The following is a 20,207-nucleotide window of genomic DNA, read 5'->3' on the forward strand; positions in this document are numbered from 1 at the left end:
ACTCTTCCTTTCCTCGTCCTCGGCGGCCGGGCGGGACCGCTATGTGGTCCCGCCCGATCAACGAAGATGAATTAGCGCTTCTGCCTGACGATCTGTTCCTGGGCGACTTCGTCTTCGGCCAGGGCATCGTACTCTTCGCGGCCGGCGCCAACCAGACGGTTGTCGCCCTCCCCGAAGAATCCCTGCTTGAAGTCTGCGATCTGCGACTTCAACTCGTCCACCGTGGAATCCTCGAGCAGGTTCGTCTGCGCGATGGTCGTCAGTACCGAGCTGCGGTGCTTCAGGTGCGAGAGGAAGTCGGTCTCGAAGCGGGTAACGTCCTCGACCGGAACATCGTCCAAGTAACCGTTGGTACCGGCCCAGATGGAGACAACCTGGTCTTCCACCGGGTACGGCGTGTACTGGCCCTGCTTGAGCAGTTCCATCAACCGCGCACCGCGGGTCAGCTGCTGGCGGGATGCCGCATCGAGGTCCGATGCGAACATGGCGAAGGCCTGCATATCGCGGTACTGGGCCAGGTCCAGCTTCAGCGTGCCGGAGACCTTCTTCATCGCCTTGACCTGTGCTGCGCCACCAACGCGGGAGACGGAGACACCCACGTCAACGGCAGGACGCTGGTTGGCGTTGAACAGGTCGGACTGCAGGAAGATCTGGCCGTCCGTGATCGAGATGACGTTGGTCGGAATGTAGGCCGAGACATCATTTGCCTTGGTCTCGATGATCGGCAGGCCGGTCATCGAGCCCGCGCCCAGCTCGTCGGAGAGCTTGGCACAACGCTCCAGCAGGCGGGAGTGCAGGTAGAACACGTCGCCCGGGTAAGCTTCGCGTCCCGGCGGGCGGCGCAGCAGCAGCGACACGGCACGGTAGGCTTCGGCCTGCTTGGAAAGGTCATCAAAGATGATCAGGACGTGCTTGCCGCCGTACATCCAGTGCTGGCCGATGGCCGAACCTGCGTAGGGCGCCAAGTACTTGAAGCCGGCCGGGTCGGATGCGGGCGACGCCACAATGGTGGTGTACTCCAGCGCGCCCCTGTCTTCCAGGGTCTGGCGGACGGCAGCGATGGTCGAGGCCTTCTGGCCGATCGCCACGTAGATGCAGCGGACCTGCTTGGCGACGTCGCCGGACTCCCAGTTGGCCTTCTGGTTCAGGATGGCGTCGACGGCGATGGCGGTCTTGCCGGTCTGGCGGTCGCCGATGATCAGCTGACGCTGGCCGCGGCCGATCGGAATCATGGCGTCGATGGCCTTCATACCGGTCTGCAGCGGCTCGTGCACGGACTTACGCTGGGTGACGCCCGGAGCCTGCAGCTCCAGTGCACGGCGTTCGGCCGACTCGATCGGGCCCTTGTCGTCGATCGGGTGGCCCAGCGGGTCCACCACGCGGCCAAGGTAGGCGTCACCGACCGGAACGGACAGGATCTCACCGGTGCGGTGAACTTCCATGCCCTCTTCGATGCCGGTGAAGTCGCCGAGGATCACGACGCCGATTTCGCGGGTGTCGAGGTTCTGGGCCAGACCCAGTACGCCGTTCTCGAAACGCAGCAGTTCGTTCGCCATAACCGAGGGAAGACCCTCGACGCGGGCGATGCCATCGCTGGCAGTGGTCACGTGGCCGACTTCGACCCGTTCGGCGCTTCCGGGTTCATAGGACGCCGCGAACTCGTTCAGCGCATTGCGGACGTCGTCGGCGTTGATGGTCAATTCGGCCATCTGCAGTCCCTGCTCTCCTGTGTTTGTGATCATCGCGTGGTGCACGATGACCGGTGTTTAATTCAGTCTGTGTGAGGCTTCCGGTGCCAGTCTCCGTGAGGAAACTACGCCGAGAGGCTCCTGCGAAGTTCAGCCAGGCGGGAGATCACGGACGCGTCCACAACCTCGTCCCCGACCATGACCCGCACGCCGCCAACAAGTCTCGGATCAACGTTTACGTTCATCTTCAACCCGCGACCATACAGCCGGTCAAGACCAGCCTGCAGCCGGGCTGTCTGTTCGCTGGTCAGCGGACGGGTGACGCTGACCTCCGCGATCCAGCGCTGCTGGCGCTTGGCCACCAGTTGGACGAACCGTTCGACCAGTGCCGTGGGCCTGATGCCGCGCGGTGCGGTCACCGCCTGCCGGATCAGCAGCCGGGCTGCCGGTCCGGCATTCGGCACCAGCTGCAGTGCCAGCGCCGTCTTGGCTTCGTCCGATGCCTGGGGCTCAACCAAAGCACGCTGCAGGTCGTGATCCGACCCGACAACGCGGTTGAACGCGAACAGGTCGCTCTCCAGACCTTCGAGTCCGTCAACACCCTGGCCCTTCTCTGCAACGACGACAGCGGTGGTGGCCGCGAGGGTCTCCAAGGCGTCCCCGATGTCGCGCGCAGAAGCCCAGCGCTTGGCAGCGAGCGAGGTGACGATGTCCCGCGCTTCCGCCGAGACCTTCCCCTCGAGGAGACGGCCGAACAGTTCGGCCTTCTCCTTGCTGTCGCGCGCCGGATCGGTCAGGGCACGGCGCAGTCCGGCATTGCTATCCAACAGACCCAGGACGCTAAAGAGTTCCTCGGCCAGGGACAGCGAAGCGGTGGGAAGCTTAGCTTCCAGCTCCTGCAGTGCCGCTTTCAGCGACTCGCTCGATACACCGGCCATTACTTAGCAGCACCTGCGCTCTGGGACTCAAGGTCGGCAAGGAAGCGGTCCACGACGCGCGCAGAACGCTCGTCGTCGTCCAGCGCTTCGCCAACGATCTTGCTGGCCAGCTCGGTCGCCAAGGCACCAACCTCGCTGCGCAGCGAGGTCACAGCAGCCTGACGCTCGGCGTCGATCTGCACCTGAGCCTGCTCGCTGATGCGTGCGGCTTCGGACTGTGCCTTCTCCTTCAGCTCCGCCAGGATCTGGGCGCCTTCGGCGCGGGCATCCTCACGGATGCGGTTGGCTTCCGTGCGGGCCTCCGTCAACTGCTGCTTGTACTCGTCCAGTGCAGCGCTGGCTTCAGCCTGAGCTGCCTCCGCCTTAGCGATCCCGCCCTCGATGGCTTCGGTCCGCTCTGCAAACGTCTTCTCAAACGCCGGAACGACGAACTTGGCGACGATGTACATGAGGATCGCGAAGCCGATCAACGTGACGAGGATTTCCCAGACGTTAGGGATCAGAGGGTTAGTACCCTCCGCGGCGGCGAGGATCATTGCCTGATTCATATCTCACCCGTCCTATCTATTCGGTGTGGATGGTTCGCGTTGCCTTGATTAGAGGACGAACGCGAACACCAGACCAAGGATGGCCAAAGCTTCAGTCAGCGCCAGGCCCAGGAACGCGATCGGCTGCAGCACGCGCTGTGCCTCCGGCTGGCGGGCAACGCCGTTGATGTAAGCAGCGAACACGAGACCCACACCGATGGCACCGCCGATAGCGGAGAGACCGTAACCGACGAGGTTGATATTGCCTTGGATGTTGCCTTCCATTTTTTTCCTTTCAAGATGCCCAGAGGGCAGGTTGTTTGGTTCAGGTTCTTCCCCAGAGGGGAAATTTAGTGTTCCTCGGCCAGGGAGCCTTGGATGTAGATCGCGGTCAGCAGGACGAATACGTAGGCCTGCAGGACCTGGATCAGGATTTCGAAGAAGTACATGCCGACGCCGCCGGCGAGGGTGAGGACGCCCAGCGGCTTCAAGAAGAAATCAGCGTCCACCAGCAGGAACTGCGTACCGGCTGCGGCCAGCATGATGATCAGGTGGCCGGCCAGCATGGTGGCGAAAAGACGGAGGCTGTGCGTGACCGGGCGGACCAGGAAGGTGGAGATGATCTCGATCAGGACGACCAGCGGCAGAATCGCCTTCGGTACACCGGAAGGGACCACGGCCAGCTTGAAGTAGCCGATGCCGTGCCTCTTGATGCCAAGCACGATCCAGGTGACGTAGACGATGCCGGCCAAGGCGTAGGCCGTGCCTACGTGGGACGTCGTCGGCATCTGGATCAGCGGAATGGAGCCGAAAAGGTTGTTCACCAGGATGAAGAAGAACAGCGAGAACAAGAGCGGCACGAAAGGCTTGAAGTCGCGCTCACCGATGATGTCCTTACCCACCGAGTTGCGGACAAAGTTGTAGCTCATTTCGCCCAGGTACTGCAGCTTGCCGGGGACAAGCTGGCGGCGGCGGGCGGCGGCAATAAAGAACCAGGAAATCAAGGCGACGGACAGCAGGACCAGCAGCATCTGCTTGCCGAAGCCCTCGCCGTACGGGGCCATCCACGGAAGAATCTCCGGTAGATGCATGTCTTCGAGGGTCGGTGGGACGAAGCCACCTTCATTAGCGGCCGCCGGAAGCGCAAGCGCGATCAACGCGTTTCCTCTCTGCAGTGTCCATCTTTGGGCGTTTCAGGGTGGGTCGCCGTCAAGGCAGGCCACCATATGAAGTTGTCTGACATTTAGGTGTGGTCCCCCGGGCCGCCCTCATGGCGACGCCGAGCGCCGCGCGTGAGCTTGTGTTTGCGGGCCAAGTAATATCCGCCTCCAGCGCCTAGAACGGCGCAGACGAAAATCAGCCAGCGGGTATCCAGCAGATAGTCCAAGGCCCAGCCTATCAAACCCCAGGCAATGATCCCGCCAACTATATAGGTCAGGACGGTGTTGCCGCCTTGGTAGGTGGAGCCGTCGCCGGAATCGTTGCGCGCCGGGTCGGATGAGCCTTTAGCTGCCATGGCCGGACTCCCCTTTCGGCTGCTGGCTGTCTTCCGGCGCTGGCTCGGGCTCGGCGTACAGCTGATGCCGGGTGCGCGAAAACGCGAACACCTCAGCGGCCTGCCACACGACGACGGCGGCTACTCCCGCGACGAAGAACCAGGTCCGTTCCAACCAGCCCGGTGTCCCGATCATGAACAGTGCGGCGCCGAATCCCACGACTTTGATGATGTACGTGGCAATGAAAGCGCCGATGGCACCGGACGGATTCGACCGTCCGACAAAATGGCCCACCAGCAAACTGATGGCGAAAAACAGCATTACCAGCACCGCGCCGAGCAGGGCGCTCACCGCACCCACTGCGCCGGCCGCGATGGCCGACGTCGTGATGATCAGCACGGTAGCTGCGCCGCTTGCCAGCAGGGAAGCACGGAGGATTTTCAGCCAGGGCGACCGGGTCGGGCCGGAAACGTCGACGGCTCCGCCAGCGGCTGGAGTGCCGTGGTGGCGGGTAGCGCGCATGGTGGGTCCGTTTCGGTCGCAGTCGGAGCAGCTGGCCGGAAGCGGCCGAAATAATTCTACATGAGATAGAACTGGCCGACGATGCGCGACCCGCTGTTACGCTGTCGGTCCGGCAGCCTTGGCCGACCGCCGGCTGAAAATTACCGGGGAACGCAAATAGAAAACAACGACGGCGGCGCCTGCCACGATGGCGGCGGCCTTGCCCAACAGGTCTGATTCGGCGGCCAAGTAGCCGCAAAAACCGGTCAGCAGCGAGCACCCGGTGACCAGCAGCGCCGACTGCAGGTGGCTGAAGCCCACGTCCGTCAGGCGCTGGTAGGCGTGCGTGCGGTGCGGCGCGTACCACCGCTCCCCCGCACTGATCCTGCGCAGCAGCGTAGCGAGAGTATCCGCCAGGTAGATGGCCACCGGCCCCAACAGGTACTCGGCGGCTACTCCATCGAGGAAAGCCGTCAGGCCAAGCATGGCCAGGGAGGCACCCAACAGGTAGCTGCCGACATCGCCCAGGAAGACGTTGCCGCGCCCGAGGTTCCAGGGCAGGAACGCCACGAACGCGGCGGCCACGACGGCGCCGCCGACCACCAGCCAGCCATGGCCGGTCACGGCTCCGGTGGCGGCAAACATCAATCCCACGGCGGTTCCGTGCAGCCCGGAGATCCCGTTCACGCCATCCATGAAATTGGCGATGTTGATGTAGGCGGCCAGGGCCAGGGCGCCGAGCGGCAGCCACCACCATGTCTGGCCGGTCAGTTCGATGGCCAGTGCGGTTCCGCCGGCGCCGATGCCGAGCTGCAGCGCGGCCCGGCCGCGGATGGACAGCCCGCGGAAGTCCTCGACCCAGCCCAGCAGCGCTGCCGCCGCCGCCACGACCGCGACCGCGAGCAGCAACTGCGGGAATTCCGCGGCATTGCCGAAGCCTGCAATGAGGAGCCCGGCCACCAGCCCGACCGCCACCGTGATGCCGACGCCGCGGACCACGGCCCGCGTGTGCGACGAACGTTCATTCGGCACGTCAAGCACTCCGTGCCGTTTGAGCAGCGGGATCAGCCCAAACGGCAGAAGGAGGCTCAGCAGAAGGGCTGCAACAACGGACACCACGGCTGTGGTCACGAGGCCCGCTCCCGCTCGTCGGGTTCAAGGTTGTCATCCGGCGCCATTGCCACTGGGACAGTGTCCAGCGCGCCGGTCGATGCGGAGACCAGATGCTGCCGGCTCTTCCAGTCGGCCAGGCTCATCCGGTCCGGATCAAGTCCCTCGATGCTCGCGTGCGAGATCTTGGGGTGCAGCGGCCGCGAATCGCTTTCGCCGTCCCCGATCAGGTCTTCGTGCAGCTTTTCGCCCGGGCGCAGGCCGGTGAAGACAATCTCCACGTCCCGGCCCGACATCGCGATCATCCGCTCGGCTACATCCAGGATCTTGACCGGTTCGCCCATGTCCAAAATCATCACTTCGCCGCCGGTGCCGATGGCGCCGGCCTGGATCACCAGCTGGCACGCTTCCGGGATGGTCATGAAGAACCGGGTGGCCTCTGCGTCGGTCACCGTGACCGGACCGCCCTTGCGGATCTGTTCGCTGAACAGCGGCAGCACCGATCCGCGGCTGCCCAGCACGTTGCCGAACCGCACGGAGACATACTTCAGTCCGGTTTCCTGCGCCACCCAGGCAGTGAGCTTCTCCGCTACCCGCTTGGAATGGCCCAGCACGGTGGTGGGGTTGGCTGCCTTGTCGGTGGAAACGTTGACGAAAGTCTCGACTCGGGCAGCGCGGGCGGCGCGCAGCACGTTCAGCGAGCCGAGCACGTTGGTCTTCCAGGCCTCTTCCGGATACTGCTCCAGCAGCGAAACGTGCTTCAGCGCCGCAGCGTGGAACACCACTTCGGGCCTGCGGTCCAAGAAAATGGCTTCCAGTGCACCGGCGTCGCGGATGTCGGCCAGCACCGTATCCTTGCCGGTGAGCAGGCCCTGGCCGGTGATTGAAATCTGGGTGCCCTGCAAACCGGTCTCATCGCGGTCCAGCATGATCAGTTCGGCCGGCTGGAAGGCGTGGATCTGCCGGCACAGCTCGGAACCAATGGACCCGCCGGCGCCAGTGACCAGCACCCGCCTGCCGGTCACGTAGTGGGCAATTTCTTCCACGTGGATATCCACCGGTTGGCGCCCGATCAGGTCCTCAATCGCCACTTCGCGGAAGGAGAAGTCCTGCCGACCGGTCAGCATGTCCTTCAGCGGCGGGACCACCAGGACCCGTACGTTCAGGCCGGCGACGGTGTCGGAGATTTTCCGCATCTGCACGGAGTCGATGTCCGCGATCGCCACCAGCAGGACGGTTGCCTGGGTGCGGTGCACAATTTCCGGCAGGTCTTCCATCCTGCCCAGCACCGGAACGGACGCGATGCGCAGGTGCTTCTTGGCGGGATCGTCATCGATCAGTCCCACCGGCAGCCACGGCGAGGCAGGATCATTGCTCATCCGGGTGACGATGTTGTTGCCGACAAACCCGGCGCCGTAGATCAGCGTGCGTTCGGCCTGTTCGCCCGGCTTGGCTTTGCTTTCCACATACATGCGCTTCAGGTAGCGCACCGCCGCCATGAACAAGCAGGCGAAGGGGAACGCGATCAGGCCGGTGCCGCGGGCGATGCCCAGCGAGATACCGAACGTCAGCAGTCCGACGGTCAGGATCACGGACACCGAGATGGTCACCATGACCAGCAGCTTGGCCTCGTGGAAACTGCCGAAACTGTAGCGTCCCTTATAAAGCGCGAAGGCGGAGCCGACGGCCACCTGGGCCGCGATCGCCAGTGCGCACAGCAGGATGATGCCGGGGATCTTGGCGGGGCTCAGCGCCATTTCGTAGCGCAGGAAAACGGCCAGCACAATCGCCACAACCCAGGCCAGGGAGTCCAGCAGGATCTGCGACCAGAGCCACAAGGCGCGGTCGCTGCTGGCCGTCTTGCCGGGGGGAAGAGCGGAAACGCGGCTCATGCTTCCACCGTCTCCCCCAGGCCAAGGACATCCGGGACGACGGTTCGCAAGGTTTCCAGGCTGATGGTGCCTTCGCGCACCACCCGCAGGGGGCTGGAGGTGCAGTCCACGATGGTGGAGGGCACCGCCGTCGCGCCCTCGGCAGGACGGAAACCGTCTTCCAAATAGACGTCCACCGATTCAGCCAGCTGCTCCCTGGCCTGCGCGGCCGTCTGGGCCGAGGGGTGGCCGGTGCGGTTGGCGGAGGAAACGGCCAACGGTCCGGTGGCTGCCAGCAGTTCCAGCGCCAGCTCGTCGTCGGGCATGCGCAGCGCCACGGTGCCCTTGGTTTCGCCCAGGTCCCAGGTCAGCGACGGCTGGGCACGGAAAATCAACGTCAGGCCGCCGGGCCAAAAGGCATCGGCAAGGGCGCGGGCTTCGTCGCTCACGTCGGTGGCGAGGCCGTCCATGGTTTGCGGTCGCGGCACCAGGACCGGCGGCGGCATTTTCCGCCCGCGGCCCTTGGCTGCCAGCAGGGTGGCCACCGCCTGGGGCGAGAACGCGTCGGCGGCGATCCCGTAAACCGTATCGGTGGGCATGACAACACACTGCCGGTCGGCGAGGGCGGCTTGTGCGGCCGCGAGTCCCTCGCTGCGGTCTGCGGCGTCGGTGCAGTTGAACGTGGTGCTCACAGTTTCATTGTTCCATTCTCATAACCGTCGAGCGGACGTGGCCCGCTCGCGCCCGGTTAGATCGTACTCGGTAGCCACCTGCTGCCAGCATCCGGCAGCGTCCAGCAGGGACAACACCGCTGCGGCCTGGACCTCGGCATGCTCCATGATGAAGTAGCCGCCGGGCTTCAACAGCCGCGCAGCGGTTGCCGCCGTGGCGGCCGGCAACTCCATACCGTCCGCTCCCCCGCCGTAGAGTGCCATCTGCGGATCGTGGTCGGCGACTTCGGGCTCACGCGGGATCGCTTCGGCGGGAATGTAGGGCGGATTGGACACGACGACGTCGAAGGTTCCGTCATGCGCGGACAGCGCGGTGCGCAGGTCCTCCTTTAACAGCCTGACGCCCAGCGGCGCGAGGTTCCGTTCGGCCCAGGCATGTGCAAGGTCGCTAAGCTCCACCGCGTACACGGTGGCCGTCGGCACTTCACTGGCGACGGCGGCGGCGATGGCACCGGAGCCGGTGCCCAGGTCCACTACTTTGGCAGCGGGCAGGGCCCGCGCATGGTCGATTGCACGCTGGGCGACCGTTTCGGTCTCTGGCCGCGGCACGAAGACTCCCGGTCCCACCTGCAGCTCAAGGTGCCGGAAGAAGGCCCGGCCGGTGATGTGCTGCAGCGGAACCCGGGTGGCGCGTTCGGCCACCAAGTCCTCCAGACCGGCCGGAGACTCCGCGTCCATCAGCGCCAGCGCACGGACGCGACCGAGCGAAACGCCCAGCAGGTGGGCGGCCAGCAACTCGGCGTCCACGCGCGGCGAAGGGACGCCGGCCTCTGCCAGCCGCGCGGCGGCGGCGGAGAGGGCTTCGGCAAGACTCGTGCCGGGCACCGCTGGCTAGTTTTCCTCGCCCAGGGCGGCCAGCCGGTGTTCCTCGTCTGCCTGGATGGCGGACTGGATCACGGGTTCCAGTTCGCCGTTCATCACCGCGTCCAGGTTGTAGGCCTTGTAGCCGGTGCGGTGGTCGGCAATCCGGTTTTCCGGGAAGTTGTAGGTACGGATGCGCTCGGACCGGTCCATGGTGCGGATCTGCGACTTGCGCGTCTCGGAGTTCGCGGCGTCGATCTGCTCCTGTTGGTGGGCCAGCAGCCGCGCACGGAGCACACGCATACCGGCCTCACGGTTCTGCAGCTGCGACTTCTCGTTCTGCATCGCCACCACGATGCCTGTGGGCAGGTGGGTGATGCGCACCGCCGAGTCGGTGGTGTTCACGGACTGGCCGCCGGGCCCTGAGGAACGGTAGACGTCGATTTTCAGGTCGTTCTGGCTGATGTCGATTTCTTCCGGTTCGTCCACTTCGGGCAGCACCAGCACGCCCGCGGCGGAGGTGTGGATGCGGCCCTGGGATTCGGTCACCGGGACACGCTGCACACGATGCACGCCGCCCTCGAACTTCATTCTGGCCCACACGCCCTCGGCCGGGTCGTTGGAATTGCCCTTGATGGCCATCTGCACGTCCTTGTAGCCGCCCAGATCGGATTCCGTTGCCGAGATGATTTCGGTCTTCCAGCCGCGCGACTCCGCATAGCGCATATACATCCGCAGCAGGTCGCCCGCGAACAGCGCCGCTTCGTCGCCGCCTTCGCCGCCCTTGACCTCAATGATCACATTGCGGGCGTCGTCCGGATCGCGCGGGATCAGCAGCCGGCGGAGCCGTTCCTGGGCGGTCTCGAGTTCGGCCTCGAGCCCTGGAACCTCGGCCGCCAGTTCCGGATCCTCATCGGCGAGTTCGCGGGCCGCTTCCAGATCGTCCGACAGGTGCGACCAGCGCTTGTGCGCCTCCACAATGCCGTTCAGCTCCGCCGACCGCCGCCCCAGCTTCCGCGCCCGCGCCTGATCGGCATAGACAGCAGGGTCGCTCAATTCCTTCTGCAGCTGGGCATGCTCATCCAACAGCCCCTGAACGGACTCAAACATCTTCAAACCTCTTTCGACTCACAACAAGTCTAAATAGCAACCACAACGACGGGGACGGAAAGGTGACTTAACAGCAACAGCCGCTGAGTTTTTTGCCGGCCCGGGAGTGGCATCGGGCCTACCGGAGCCGGGCGGCTCAGGATCGCAGATCCTGGGCCGCCCGGCGTAGGGGCGGGGCCGGCAAAAAATCAGCGGCTATAAACCAGCTACTTGTCGTTCTCAGCCTTCGAGCCGAGCGTCGTCTTCTGGACCTGCATCAGGAACTCGACGTTGGACTGCGTTTCCCGGATCTTGCCGGTGAGCAGTTCCAGCGCCTGCTGGGTGTCCAGTCCGGAGAGGACCCGGCGCAGGCGCCACATGATCTTGACCTCTTCGGGCGAGAGCAGGTTTTCCTCGCGGCGGGTGCCGGAGGCGTTGACGTCGACGGCCGGGAAGATGCGCTTGTCCGCCAGCGAGCGGGACAGCCGCAGTTCCATGTTGCCGGTGCCCTTGAATTCCTCGAAGATGACCTCGTCCATCTTGGACCCGGTCTCCACCAAAGCGGTGGCGAGGATGGTCAGGGAGCCGCCGTTTTCGATGTTGCGGGCGGCACCGAAGAAGCGCTTCGGCGGGTACAGCGCGGACGAGTCCACACCGCCGGAGAGGATACGGCCGGAGGCGGGAGCGGCCAGGTTGTAGGCACGTCCCAGGCGGGTCATCGAGTCCAGCAGGACCACCACGTCCATGCCCATTTCCACCAGGCGCTTGGCACGCTCGATGGCCAGTTCGGCCACCGTGGTGTGGTCATCGGCGGGACGGTCGAAGGTGGAGGCGATGACCTCGCCCTTGACCGTGCGCTGCATGTCGGTGACCTCTTCAGGCCGCTCGTCAACCAGCACCATCATGAGGTGGACCTCAGGGTTGTTGGTGGTGATCGCATTCGCGATGGACTGCAGGATCAGGGTCTTGCCGGCCTTCGGCGGGGAGACGATCAGGCCGCGCTGGCCCTTGCCGATCGGCGCCACCAGGTCGATGACGCGGGGGCCGATCTTCTTCGGCTCGGTCTCCAGGCGCAGGCGCTCCGACGGGTAGAGCGGAACCAGCTTGGTGAAGTCCACGCGGTCCTTGTTGTCTTCCACCGGCTTGCCGTTGACGGAAGTGAGCTTGACCAGCGCGTTGAACTTCTGCCGGCTGCTCTGGCCGCCCGAGTCGCCGTCGCGCGGGGCGCGGATGGCGCCGACGACGGCGTCGCCCTTGCGCAGGTTGTACTTCTTGACCTGGGCCAGCGAGACGTAGACGTCGTTCGGTCCGGGCAGGTAGCCGGAAGTGCGCACGAAGGCGTAGTTCTCCAGCACGTCCAGGATGCCGGCGACGGGCAGCAGCACATCGTCTTCGGAGATCTCGGTGTCGTCGACGTCAGGACCGCGTTCGCGGCCGCGGCGGCGCTCATTGCGGTCGCGGTAACGGGTGTTGGTGTCATTGTCGCGGCGGTTGCGGCGGTTGCGGTTGCGTCCGCGGCCGCCGTCCTCGCCGTCATCCTGACGGTTGTCCCGGTTGTCCCGACCTGCGTCGCGGTCGGATTCGTTGCGGCTGCGGGTGCGATCGCGGGTGCGGCGGTCGGACTGGCCCTCGCCGCGGCCGGACTGCTGCTGGCCGGCGCCGTCCTGGCCGTCCTTCTTCTCGTCCTGCTTGCCGGCTTCGGCGGTTTCCTGCTGGGTATCGCCCTTGGTTTCGGCTACGTCCTGCTGGCCGGATTCCGAACGGCGGTTGCGTCCGCGTCCGCGGCGCTCCTGGCGGACTTCGCCGTCGGCCTGGACGGTCTCCACTGCGGGAGCCTGGGCAGGGGCTTCGGCCGGCGCGGCGGCGGCGGTGGTCGCGGCCGTGGCCTCGCCCTCGGCAGACGCCACCGTGCCGTCGCTGCTGGCGCGACGGTTGCGGTTGCGGGTACGGCTGACCCGCTCGGCGGCCTTGTTGAGGTCACCGCCGGACTTGCTGCCGGCGCCCTCGCCCGCGGTGCCAGTGGTCTCTTCCTTGGCCGGGGCCTCCTTGGCCGGAGCCGAAGCTTCCTTGGCCTGGGCCGGAGCTTCGGTGCGTGTCGGCTGGTCCACCTTCTTGGCCGCCCGGTCGGCGACTGAGGAGCCACGCTGGTGGTCGGAAATCGCGGCGACGAGGTCGCCCTTGCGCATCCGGGAGCCACCGGTGATGCCGAGCTGTCCGGCCAGCACCTGCAGTTGGGCCAGCTTCAGGCCGGCAAGGCCTGCACTCTTCGGTGCAGGAGAGTCTATTGTTTCCACACCTGCAGTCAGGTCAGTGGTTTCGGTCACGAAGGATCCTTCCCCCTCGTCGGGCGGTGTGCATATGAAGCGCACCGCGTTGTTTGCCACCCGACCGTTGCATGAGAAGCCCGGCCGGGGTCCGTTATTGCCTGCGGCATCATGCCGAGGAAAATCCGGGTGAACAGATATGAAAGCCCTTGAAACAAGCCGTCCGGCTGGAACGAGTGAGGTCCTGTCCGGCCGATGGCCGGCAGCAACGCCTGAGTGCCGCGGAAGGCTCCTGAAAGGCTGCACCTGGAACGGGGATCCTGCCTCAACGGCTACTCGGCTTGCGTGATCCGGAATATCCGGACAGGGTTCCTCGCCGGTTAATCCCGGGGGTGCACTTCCACTTTAGCACCATCTGTGTCTACTGCCAGTTTCAGAACACGCCAGTTCCCCGGCATGTCGAGCTGGTCCAGATGGGTGGCGATGGCCTTCTGGACCTGCGCCGCCTCGGCCTCATCCGCGGCCAGCGTCATGACGGTCGGCCCGGCTCCGGACACGACGGCCGCATGGCCTTGGCCGCGCAGCGTCTCGATGAGCGCAGCGCTGGGTTTCATCGCCGGCGCCCGGTGCCGCTGGTGCAGCCATTCTTCAGTCCCTGCCCGCAGCAGGGACGGGTCGCGGGTGAGTGCCTGGACCAGGAGTGCGGCGCGGCCGGAGTTGGCGGCAGCAACGTGGTGCGGAACCGAAGCCGGCAGCAGATTGCGTGCCGTTTCGGTGGAGAGTTCGTAGGACGGTATGGCCACCACCGGCACGACGTCCGGGCAGATCGGAACCCGGGTGCTATAGAACACACCGGCTTCCTCCCAGGAGATGGCCAACTGGCCGCTCAGCGCCGGCGCCACGTTATCCGGATGGCCTTCCAGAGTGGAACAGATTTGCAGGATCTTCCCGGCCCCCAGGCGTGCCTGTTCCGGCAGCAGCGCATCGGCCAACAGCACGGCGGACACCACGGCGGCGGCGGAGGAACCCATCCCCCGCCCGTGCGGGATCAGGTTCTCGGCTTCCAAACGCAACCCATCGGCGTCGTACCCCGCCTGGCGCAGCGTGTCGCGCAGGGTGCGGATGATGAGGTGCGATTCGTCCGAGGGCAGGTTGGCCGCGCCTTCACCCGTGACGGAAGCGTGGAAAACACCGTCGTCGGTCGACTCCACCGTAACGGTGTCATGGAACGACAAGGCCAGGCCCAGGCTGTCGAAGCCCGGCCCCAGGTTGGCGCTGGTGGCCGGCACCCGGACCGTGACGCGCTGGCCGGGCGCGATGCGGCCGGCCACCGCGGCGTCCTCCCCCGCCAAGGTGCTGCTACTCAAGACCCAGGGCGGAGGCCACGCTGACCACGTCGAAGTCCACCTTGATCGGCGACGCTTCGCTGCCGTCCTCGGTTCGCAGCGCCCACTGCGGGTCCTTCAGGCCGTGTCCGGTGACCGTGATGACGATGGTCTTGCCCGCGGGCACTTCGCCGGCGGCGTGCTTCTTGATTACGCCGGCCACGCCCGCGGCAGAGCCGGGCTCCACGAAGACGCCCTCCTTCGAGGACAGCCAGCGGTGCGCGGCCAGGATCTCGTCGTCGGTCACCGAGTCGATCAGGCCGCCGGACTCGTCGCGGGCAGCAATGGCGGTGTCCCAGGAGGCCGGATTGCCGATCCGGATCGCGGTGGCGACGGTCTCCGGTTCGGTCACCGGGTGCCCCAGCACCAGCGGGGCGGCGCCGGCGGCCTGGAAGCCCCACAGCGTCGGAGTCTTGGTGGCGACCGGGCCGAGCATGCCGGCGGTAGCGGACTCGTACGGCGCGGCGTACTCCTGGTAGCCCTTCCAGTAGGCGGTGATGTTGCCCGCGTTGCCCACCGGCATCACGTGGATGTCCGGCGCGTCGCCCAGGTAGTCGACCGTTTCGAAGGCTGCCGTCTTCTGGCCCTGGATGCGTGCCGGATTCACCGAATTCACCAGGAACACCGGGTAGGCCTCGGAGAGTTTGCGGGCCACTTCCAGGCAGTTGTCGAAGTTGCCATTGATCTGGATGATTTCGGCACCGTGCGCGATTGCCTGGCTCATCTTGCCCATGGCGATCTTGCCGGCGGGCACCAGCACCGCGCACTTCAGCCCTGCCTGGGTGGCGTAGGCGGCCGCGGAGGCGGAGGTGTTGCCGGTGGACGCGCAGACCACTGCCTTGGCGCCGGCCTCCACCGCCGCCGTCATGGCCATGGTCATGCCGCGGTCCTTGAAGGAGCCGGTGGGATTCATCCCCTCCACCTTCAGGTACACCTCGGAGCCGGTCAGCTCGGAGAGCGCCTTGGCATGCACCAGCGGGGTGCCGCCTTCGCCGAGGGTGATTATCTCGGTCTGCTCCGTTACCGGCAGCCGGTCCGCGTATTCACGGATGACGCCGCGCCATTGGTGGGCCACTTAGATTCCTTCTACTCGCAGGACAGAGGTTACAGCGTTGACAATATCGAGCCCGCGCACGGCCTCAACCGTCGCGGCCAGCGACGCCTCGGACGCCCGGTGCGTGACGAAGCGCAGTTCGGCGGTCAGCTGGCCGCCGGCCTCGGCGGCGTCCGGGTGCGCTTCGGCGTGAATGGTTTGGCGCATGGTCTCGATGGAGACGCCGTGGTCGGCGAAGACGCCGGCAATCTTGGCCAGCACGCCCGGCTGGTCGGCCACTTCCAGGCCGACATAGTAGCTGGTCTTGACCGAGTCCAGTCCGACGGCGGGCAGCGCCACCGTCGGCGTTTCGGTCCGGCCGGGGCCACCGCCGACCATGCGCCGGGCGGCGCTGACCACATCGCCTACGACGGCTGAAGCGGTCGGCGCCCCGCCGGCCCCCTGGCCGTAGAACATCATTTCGCCGGCGTTTTCGGCTTCCACGAAGACCGCGTTGAACGCTCCGTGCACGGCTGCCAGCGGGTGCTTGCGCGGCAGCAGGGTCGGGTGGACCCGCACGGCCACGCCCTCGCGGCCGTCGGCGCCGCGCAGCCGCTCGGCGATGGACAGCAGCTTGATCACGTAGCCGGTGTCCTTGGCCGCGGCGATGTCGTCCGCGGAGATGGAACTAATGCCCTCGCACTGCACATCGGCCAGGTCGAACGCGCTGTGGAAGGCCAGCTCGGCCAGGATCGCGCCCTTGGCTGCGGCGTCATGGCCTTCGACGTCGGCGGTGGGATCCGCCTCGGCGTAGCCGAGTTCCTGCGCGGCGGCCAGCGCATCGGCAAACTGGGCGCCGGTGGAGTCCATCTGGTCAAGGATGTAGTTGGTGGTGCCGTTGACAATGCCCATCACCTTGGTGATGCGGTCACCCGCCAGCGACTCGCGGATGGGCCGCAGCAGCGGGATGGCGCCGGCAACTGCTGCTTCGAAGGAGAGCTCGACGCCGGCTTCGTCGGCGCGGGCGTACAGGTCCTGGCCTTCGGCCGCCAGCAGGGCCTTGTTGCCGGTGACCACCGCGGCGCCGTTGTCGATCGCGGTGCGGATGAGCGTCCGGGCCGGCTCCAGTCCGCCGAGCAGCTCAATCACAATGTCGGCGTCCTTGACCAGCGGCTCGGCCTCGGTGGTGAACAGCTCTGCGGGCAACTCCACTGTCCGCTTGGCGGCAACGTCGCGCACCGCGATCCCGGTCAGTTGCAGCCGCGCGCCGGTGCGCGCGGCGAGCACTTCGGCGTCGTCAATCAGGATCCGGGCCACCTGGGCTCCGACATTCCCGCATCCCAACAGTGCTACTTTCAGCGTTTTCATGCTGCCCAAACTCTCAGTCTTTTGTCTCGCTCGCCTTGCCTGCCGCCGCCGGGGGTCAGCCCAGGTCGCGGGCCAGCAGGTCGTCTTCGGTTTCGCCGCGGATGATCAACCGCGCCTGCCCGCCGCGCACCGCCACTACGGGCGGCCGGGCAACGTAGTTGTAGTTGCTGGAGAGCGCCCAGCAATAGGCCCCGGTCGCCGGCACTGCCAGCAGGTCCCCCGCCTCGATGTCCTCGGGCAGGTAAACGTTCCTGACTACAATGTCACCGCTCTCGCAGTGTTTACCAACCACGCGGGAAATAATCGGCGCTGCTTCCGTCACACGGGAAGCCAACACGGCCGAATAATCGGCGTCGTAGAGCACCGGGCGGGCGTTATCGCTCATGCCGCCGTCCACCGACACATAGCGCCGCGGACTGCTGCCGCCACCGTCCAGGTCAACCTGCACGGTCTTGCGGGTACCGGCCGAGTAGAGGGTGAACGTGCTCGGCCCGGCGATCGCGCGGCCCGGCTCGATCGAGATCCGCGGCACCGGGATGCCCAGCCGCTCGGTGGTGGCGCGCACGACGGCGGCCATCGCCTGGGCGAGTTCGGCCGGCGGGCGCGGGGTGTCGGCTTCGGTGTAGGCAATGCCGTAGCCGCCACCCAGATCGAGTTCATGCAGGTCAACGCCGTGATCCTCCCGGACCTGCGCGACGAAGGTCAGCAGCCGTTCAGCCGCCAGTGCGAAGCCCTCGGGCTCGAAAATCTGCGAGCCGATATGGCAGTGCAAGCCCAGCAGGTTGATCGACTCGTGCGCCAGCGCCGCCGCCACGGCCTGCGCGGCGGGTGAGCCGGCAGACTGAGCCGACGCGCCGCCGTCGTGCTCCGGACGGTCCTGTTCCTGGCCGGAGTCGGCGGCAGCCATCGAGAGGCCGAACTTCTGGTCTTCATGCGCCGTCGCAATGAACTCGTGGGTGTGCGCGTGCACGCCCGGGGTCAGCCGCAGCATCACGTTGGCCATGTCGCCGCGGGCTGCGGCGATCGCACCGACCCGAGCCAGTTCATCCAGGCTGTCCACCACAATGCGGCCCAGGCCCATGTCCAGCGCGCGGTGGATCTCGGCGTCCGACTTGTTGTTGCCGTGCAGGCCCAGGTCCTCCCCCGGGATGCCCGCGCGGGCGGCAACGGCAAGCTCGCCGCCGGAGCAGGTGTCCAGCCGAAGCCCTTCCTGGGCCACCCAGCGGGCAATCTCCACGCTGAGGAACGCCTTGCCGGCGTAGTAGACGTCCACGCCGCCGCACAGCGAACTGAAGGCATCGTCGAAGGCCTGCTTGAAGGCGCGCGCACGGGCGCGGAAGTCGTCCTCGGATACCACGAACAGCGGCGTGCCGAACTGCTCCTTGAGCGCGGCGACGCCGATGCCGGAGACTTCCAGCTCTCCGGCTGCACCGCGGGCCACGTCCTGGGCCCACAGCTTGGCGTCCAGCGTGTTGACATCCTGCGGGCAGGTCAGCCAGTCCGGGGCCAGCTCGGACGCGGCGCCGGATTCTTGTGCTGTGGGCATTACATCCTCTCCGGGGCGCTGACGCCCAGCAGGTCCAGACCGTTGGCCAGCACCTGGGTCACGGCGGTGTTCAGCCACAGCCGGGTACGGTGCGTGTCGGTCACTTCGCCGTCGCCAATCGGGGTGACGCGGCAGGCGTCGTACCAGCGGTGGTAGGCGCCGGCGATGACTTCCAGGTGGCGGGCGACTCGGTGCGGTTCGCGGAACTTCGCGGCCATGGCGACCACCGACGGGTAGGCGCCCAGCACGGCCAGCAGTTCATTCTCGGTGGCGTGGTCCAGCAGCGACGCGTCGAACGTGCTGCGGTCCACTCCGGAGGCAGTTGCATTGCGGGCGACGGCGCAGGTGCGCGCATGCGCGTACTGCACGTAGTAGACCGGGTTGTCGTTGCTGTGCTTGACCAGCAGGTCCAGGTCAATGTCGATGTTCGAATCGGCGTGCGAGCGGGTCAATGCATACCTGGCCGCATCCACGCCCACCGCGTCGACGAGGTCCTCCATGGTCACCACGGTGCCGGCGCGCTTGGACATCCGCATCGGCTTGCCGTCCTTGACCAGGTTGACCATCTGGCCGATCAGCACTTCCACCCGGTCGGCGCTGTCGCCCATGGCGGCCGCGGCGGCCTTCAACCGGGCGACGTAGCCGTGGTGGTCGGCGCCGAGCATATAGATGCAGAGGTCGAACCCGCGGTCCCGTTTGTTCTTGAAGTAGGCAATGTCACCGGCGATGTAGGCTGCGTTGCCGTCGGACTTGATGACCACGCGGTCCTTATCGTCGCCGAAGTCGGTGGACTTCAGCCACCATGCGCCGTCGTTGAAGTAGAGGCTGCCCGAGCTTTTCAGCTCTTCCAGCAACTTCTCGACGGCGCCGTCCTCGAACAGCGAATTCTCGTGGAAGTACACATCGAAATCCACACCGAATTCATGCAGCGATTTCTTGATGGCCGCGAACATTAACTCGACGCCGCGGCTGCGGAATTCTTCCTGCGGGTCCGCAGCCGAGAGCGCGCCGGGGTTCTGTTCCAGCACCGCGTTGGCGATGTCGGCGATGTAATCTCCGCCGTACCCGTCCTCAGGTGCGGGCTCGCCCTTGGCCTTCGCCAGCAGGGAGCGGGCAAAGCGGTCGATCTGCGAACCGTGATCGTTGAAGTAGTACTCGCGCGCGACGTCCGCGCCCTGGGCAACCAGGATGCGCGCCAGCGAATCGCCCAGCGCTGCCCAGCGGGTGCCACCCAGATGGATCGGGCCGGTGGGGTTGGCGGAGACGAACTCCAGGTTGATGCGCTGCCCGGCCAGATCATCGCTGGTACCGTAGCCGGTTCCAGCTTCGACGATGCTCTTGGCCAGCACGCCGGCGGCGGCGGCATCCACGGTGATGTTGAGGAAGCCGGGGCCGGCAATCTCGACCCGGGCCACGCCGTCGATCTTCTCCAAGCGAGCACTGAGGATCTCCGCGAACTGGCGGGGATTCATGCCGGCCTTTTTGCCCAACTGCATGGCAATGTTGGTGGCCCAGTCCCCATGCTCCCGGTTCTTCGGTCGCTCCACCCGGACCTCGTCCGGCATTTCGACGGCGAAATCGCCGGCGTCGACGGCGGCCTGCAGGCAGGCGGCAATGGCAGCGGAAAGTTCTTCAGGAGTCACCCCACAAGCATAGGGCAATCGCTTGTACCGCCCGGCTTTCCGCGGTCCGGCTGTGACGGGGCTCGCACCGGTCTTTCGGGGGCGCCTTTCGGCGCGGTCGCCGGCCGCTCCCCCACGACCGGCCCTCCGGCGGTGCGGCGTTGCGCATTTCTTTTGCCGGGCCGGATGCTGATAAGCTCAATAGGTCCCGCAGGGCACCAGGCGAACAGCCGGTGC

17 protein-coding genes and 1 pseudogene are annotated in these 20,207 nt (G+C 66.2%); all 18 read right to left on the reverse strand.

Annotated features, from left to right (window positions below):
- Nucleotides 1–71: 71 nt before the first annotated feature.
- Nucleotides 72–1,709 carry a F0F1 ATP synthase subunit alpha gene (gene atpA, locus AC5RWX_RS02965; protein WP_493938916.1) on the reverse strand — a complete coding sequence of 546 codons (1,638 nt, stop codon included), beginning with the start codon at nucleotides 1,707–1,709 and terminating at the stop codon, nucleotides 72–74.
- Between the two features lie 104 nt (nucleotides 1,710–1,813).
- Nucleotides 1,814–2,626: a F0F1 ATP synthase subunit delta gene (locus AC5RWX_RS02970; protein ID WP_493938866.1), complete on the reverse strand. Its 813-nt coding sequence runs from the start codon at nucleotides 2,624–2,626 to the stop codon at nucleotides 1,814–1,816.
- A complete protein-coding gene (locus tag AC5RWX_RS02975) occupies nucleotides 2,626–3,174 on the reverse strand; it encodes a F0F1 ATP synthase subunit B (RefSeq protein ID WP_493938865.1) in 549 nt (182 codons plus the stop codon). Before AC5RWX_RS02975 ends, AC5RWX_RS02970 begins: the two co-directional genes overlap by 1 nt.
- Nucleotides 3,175–3,222: 48 nt before the next feature.
- Nucleotides 3,223–3,438, reverse strand: a complete 216-nt coding sequence (atpE, locus tag AC5RWX_RS02980) for an ATP synthase F0 subunit C (RefSeq protein ID WP_127511455.1) — start codon at nucleotides 3,436–3,438, stop codon at nucleotides 3,223–3,225.
- 65 nt (nucleotides 3,439–3,503) lie between these two features.
- Nucleotides 3,504–4,310 (reverse strand): F0F1 ATP synthase subunit A, encoded by an 807-nt coding sequence (gene atpB, locus AC5RWX_RS02985; protein WP_493938864.1) that lies wholly within the window; start codon nucleotides 4,308–4,310, stop codon nucleotides 3,504–3,506.
- 86 nt (nucleotides 4,311–4,396) lie between these two features.
- Nucleotides 4,397–4,669 (reverse strand): AtpZ/AtpI family protein, encoded by a 273-nt coding sequence (locus AC5RWX_RS02990; RefSeq protein ID WP_493938863.1) that lies wholly within the window; start codon nucleotides 4,667–4,669, stop codon nucleotides 4,397–4,399.
- Complete coding sequence (locus AC5RWX_RS02995) at nucleotides 4,659–5,171, reverse strand: Cg1360 family ATP-synthase-associated protein (protein ID WP_493938862.1); 513 nt, start codon at nucleotides 5,169–5,171, stop codon at nucleotides 4,659–4,661. The genes AC5RWX_RS02990 and AC5RWX_RS02995 overlap by 11 nt, the downstream gene beginning before the upstream one ends.
- Nucleotides 5,172–5,267: 96 nt before the next feature.
- Nucleotides 5,268–6,281 (reverse strand): MraY family glycosyltransferase, encoded by a 1,014-nt coding sequence (locus AC5RWX_RS03000; protein ID WP_493938860.1) that lies wholly within the window; start codon nucleotides 6,279–6,281, stop codon nucleotides 5,268–5,270.
- The gene (locus AC5RWX_RS03005; RefSeq protein ID WP_493938858.1) at nucleotides 6,278–8,152 is read right to left on the reverse strand and encodes a polysaccharide biosynthesis protein; all 1,875 of its coding nucleotides are present in this window, start codon (nucleotides 8,150–8,152) and stop codon (nucleotides 6,278–6,280) included. Before AC5RWX_RS03005 ends, AC5RWX_RS03000 begins: the two co-directional genes overlap by 4 nt.
- Before the next feature lie 11 nt (nucleotides 8,153–8,163).
- Nucleotides 8,164–8,823 (reverse strand): annotated as a pseudogene (locus AC5RWX_RS03010) (L-threonylcarbamoyladenylate synthase); the annotation flags it as partial.
- Between the two features lie 18 nt (nucleotides 8,824–8,841).
- Nucleotides 8,842–9,687, reverse strand: a complete 846-nt coding sequence (gene prmC, locus AC5RWX_RS03015; protein WP_493938856.1) for a peptide chain release factor N(5)-glutamine methyltransferase — start codon at nucleotides 9,685–9,687, stop codon at nucleotides 8,842–8,844.
- 6 nt (nucleotides 9,688–9,693) lie between these two features.
- Nucleotides 9,694–10,773, reverse strand: a complete 1,080-nt coding sequence (gene prfA, locus AC5RWX_RS03020; protein ID WP_493938854.1) for a peptide chain release factor 1 — start codon at nucleotides 10,771–10,773, stop codon at nucleotides 9,694–9,696.
- Nucleotides 10,774–10,979: 206 nt separating this feature from the next.
- Nucleotides 10,980–13,076 carry a transcription termination factor Rho gene (gene rho / locus AC5RWX_RS03025; RefSeq protein ID WP_493938852.1) on the reverse strand — a complete coding sequence of 699 codons (2,097 nt, stop codon included), beginning with the start codon at nucleotides 13,074–13,076 and terminating at the stop codon, nucleotides 10,980–10,982.
- Nucleotides 13,077–13,396: 320 nt separating this feature from the next.
- Nucleotides 13,397–14,383, reverse strand: a complete 987-nt coding sequence (gene thrB, locus AC5RWX_RS03030; protein WP_493943407.1) for a homoserine kinase — start codon at nucleotides 14,381–14,383, stop codon at nucleotides 13,397–13,399.
- The gene (thrC, locus tag AC5RWX_RS03035; protein ID WP_493938848.1) at nucleotides 14,376–15,476 is read right to left on the reverse strand and encodes a threonine synthase; all 1,101 of its coding nucleotides are present in this window, start codon (nucleotides 15,474–15,476) and stop codon (nucleotides 14,376–14,378) included. Before thrC ends, thrB begins: the two co-directional genes overlap by 8 nt.
- The gene (locus AC5RWX_RS03040) at nucleotides 15,477–16,802 is read right to left on the reverse strand and encodes a homoserine dehydrogenase (RefSeq protein ID WP_493938915.1); all 1,326 of its coding nucleotides are present in this window, start codon (nucleotides 16,800–16,802) and stop codon (nucleotides 15,477–15,479) included. It abuts the gene before it with no gap.
- Nucleotides 16,803–16,857: 55 nt separating this feature from the next.
- On the reverse strand, nucleotides 16,858–18,348 hold the full coding sequence (locus AC5RWX_RS03045; protein ID WP_493938846.1) for a diaminopimelate decarboxylase family protein: 1,491 nt from the start codon (nucleotides 18,346–18,348) through the stop codon (nucleotides 16,858–16,860).
- Nucleotides 18,348–19,991: an arginine--tRNA ligase gene (gene argS, locus AC5RWX_RS03050; RefSeq protein WP_493938845.1), complete on the reverse strand. Its 1,644-nt coding sequence runs from the start codon at nucleotides 19,989–19,991 to the stop codon at nucleotides 18,348–18,350. Before argS ends, AC5RWX_RS03045 begins: the two co-directional genes overlap by 1 nt.
- Nucleotides 19,992–20,207: the final 216 nt, after the last annotated feature.

This window comes from Arthrobacter sp. SPT-J7 (genome assembly GCF_059089965.1).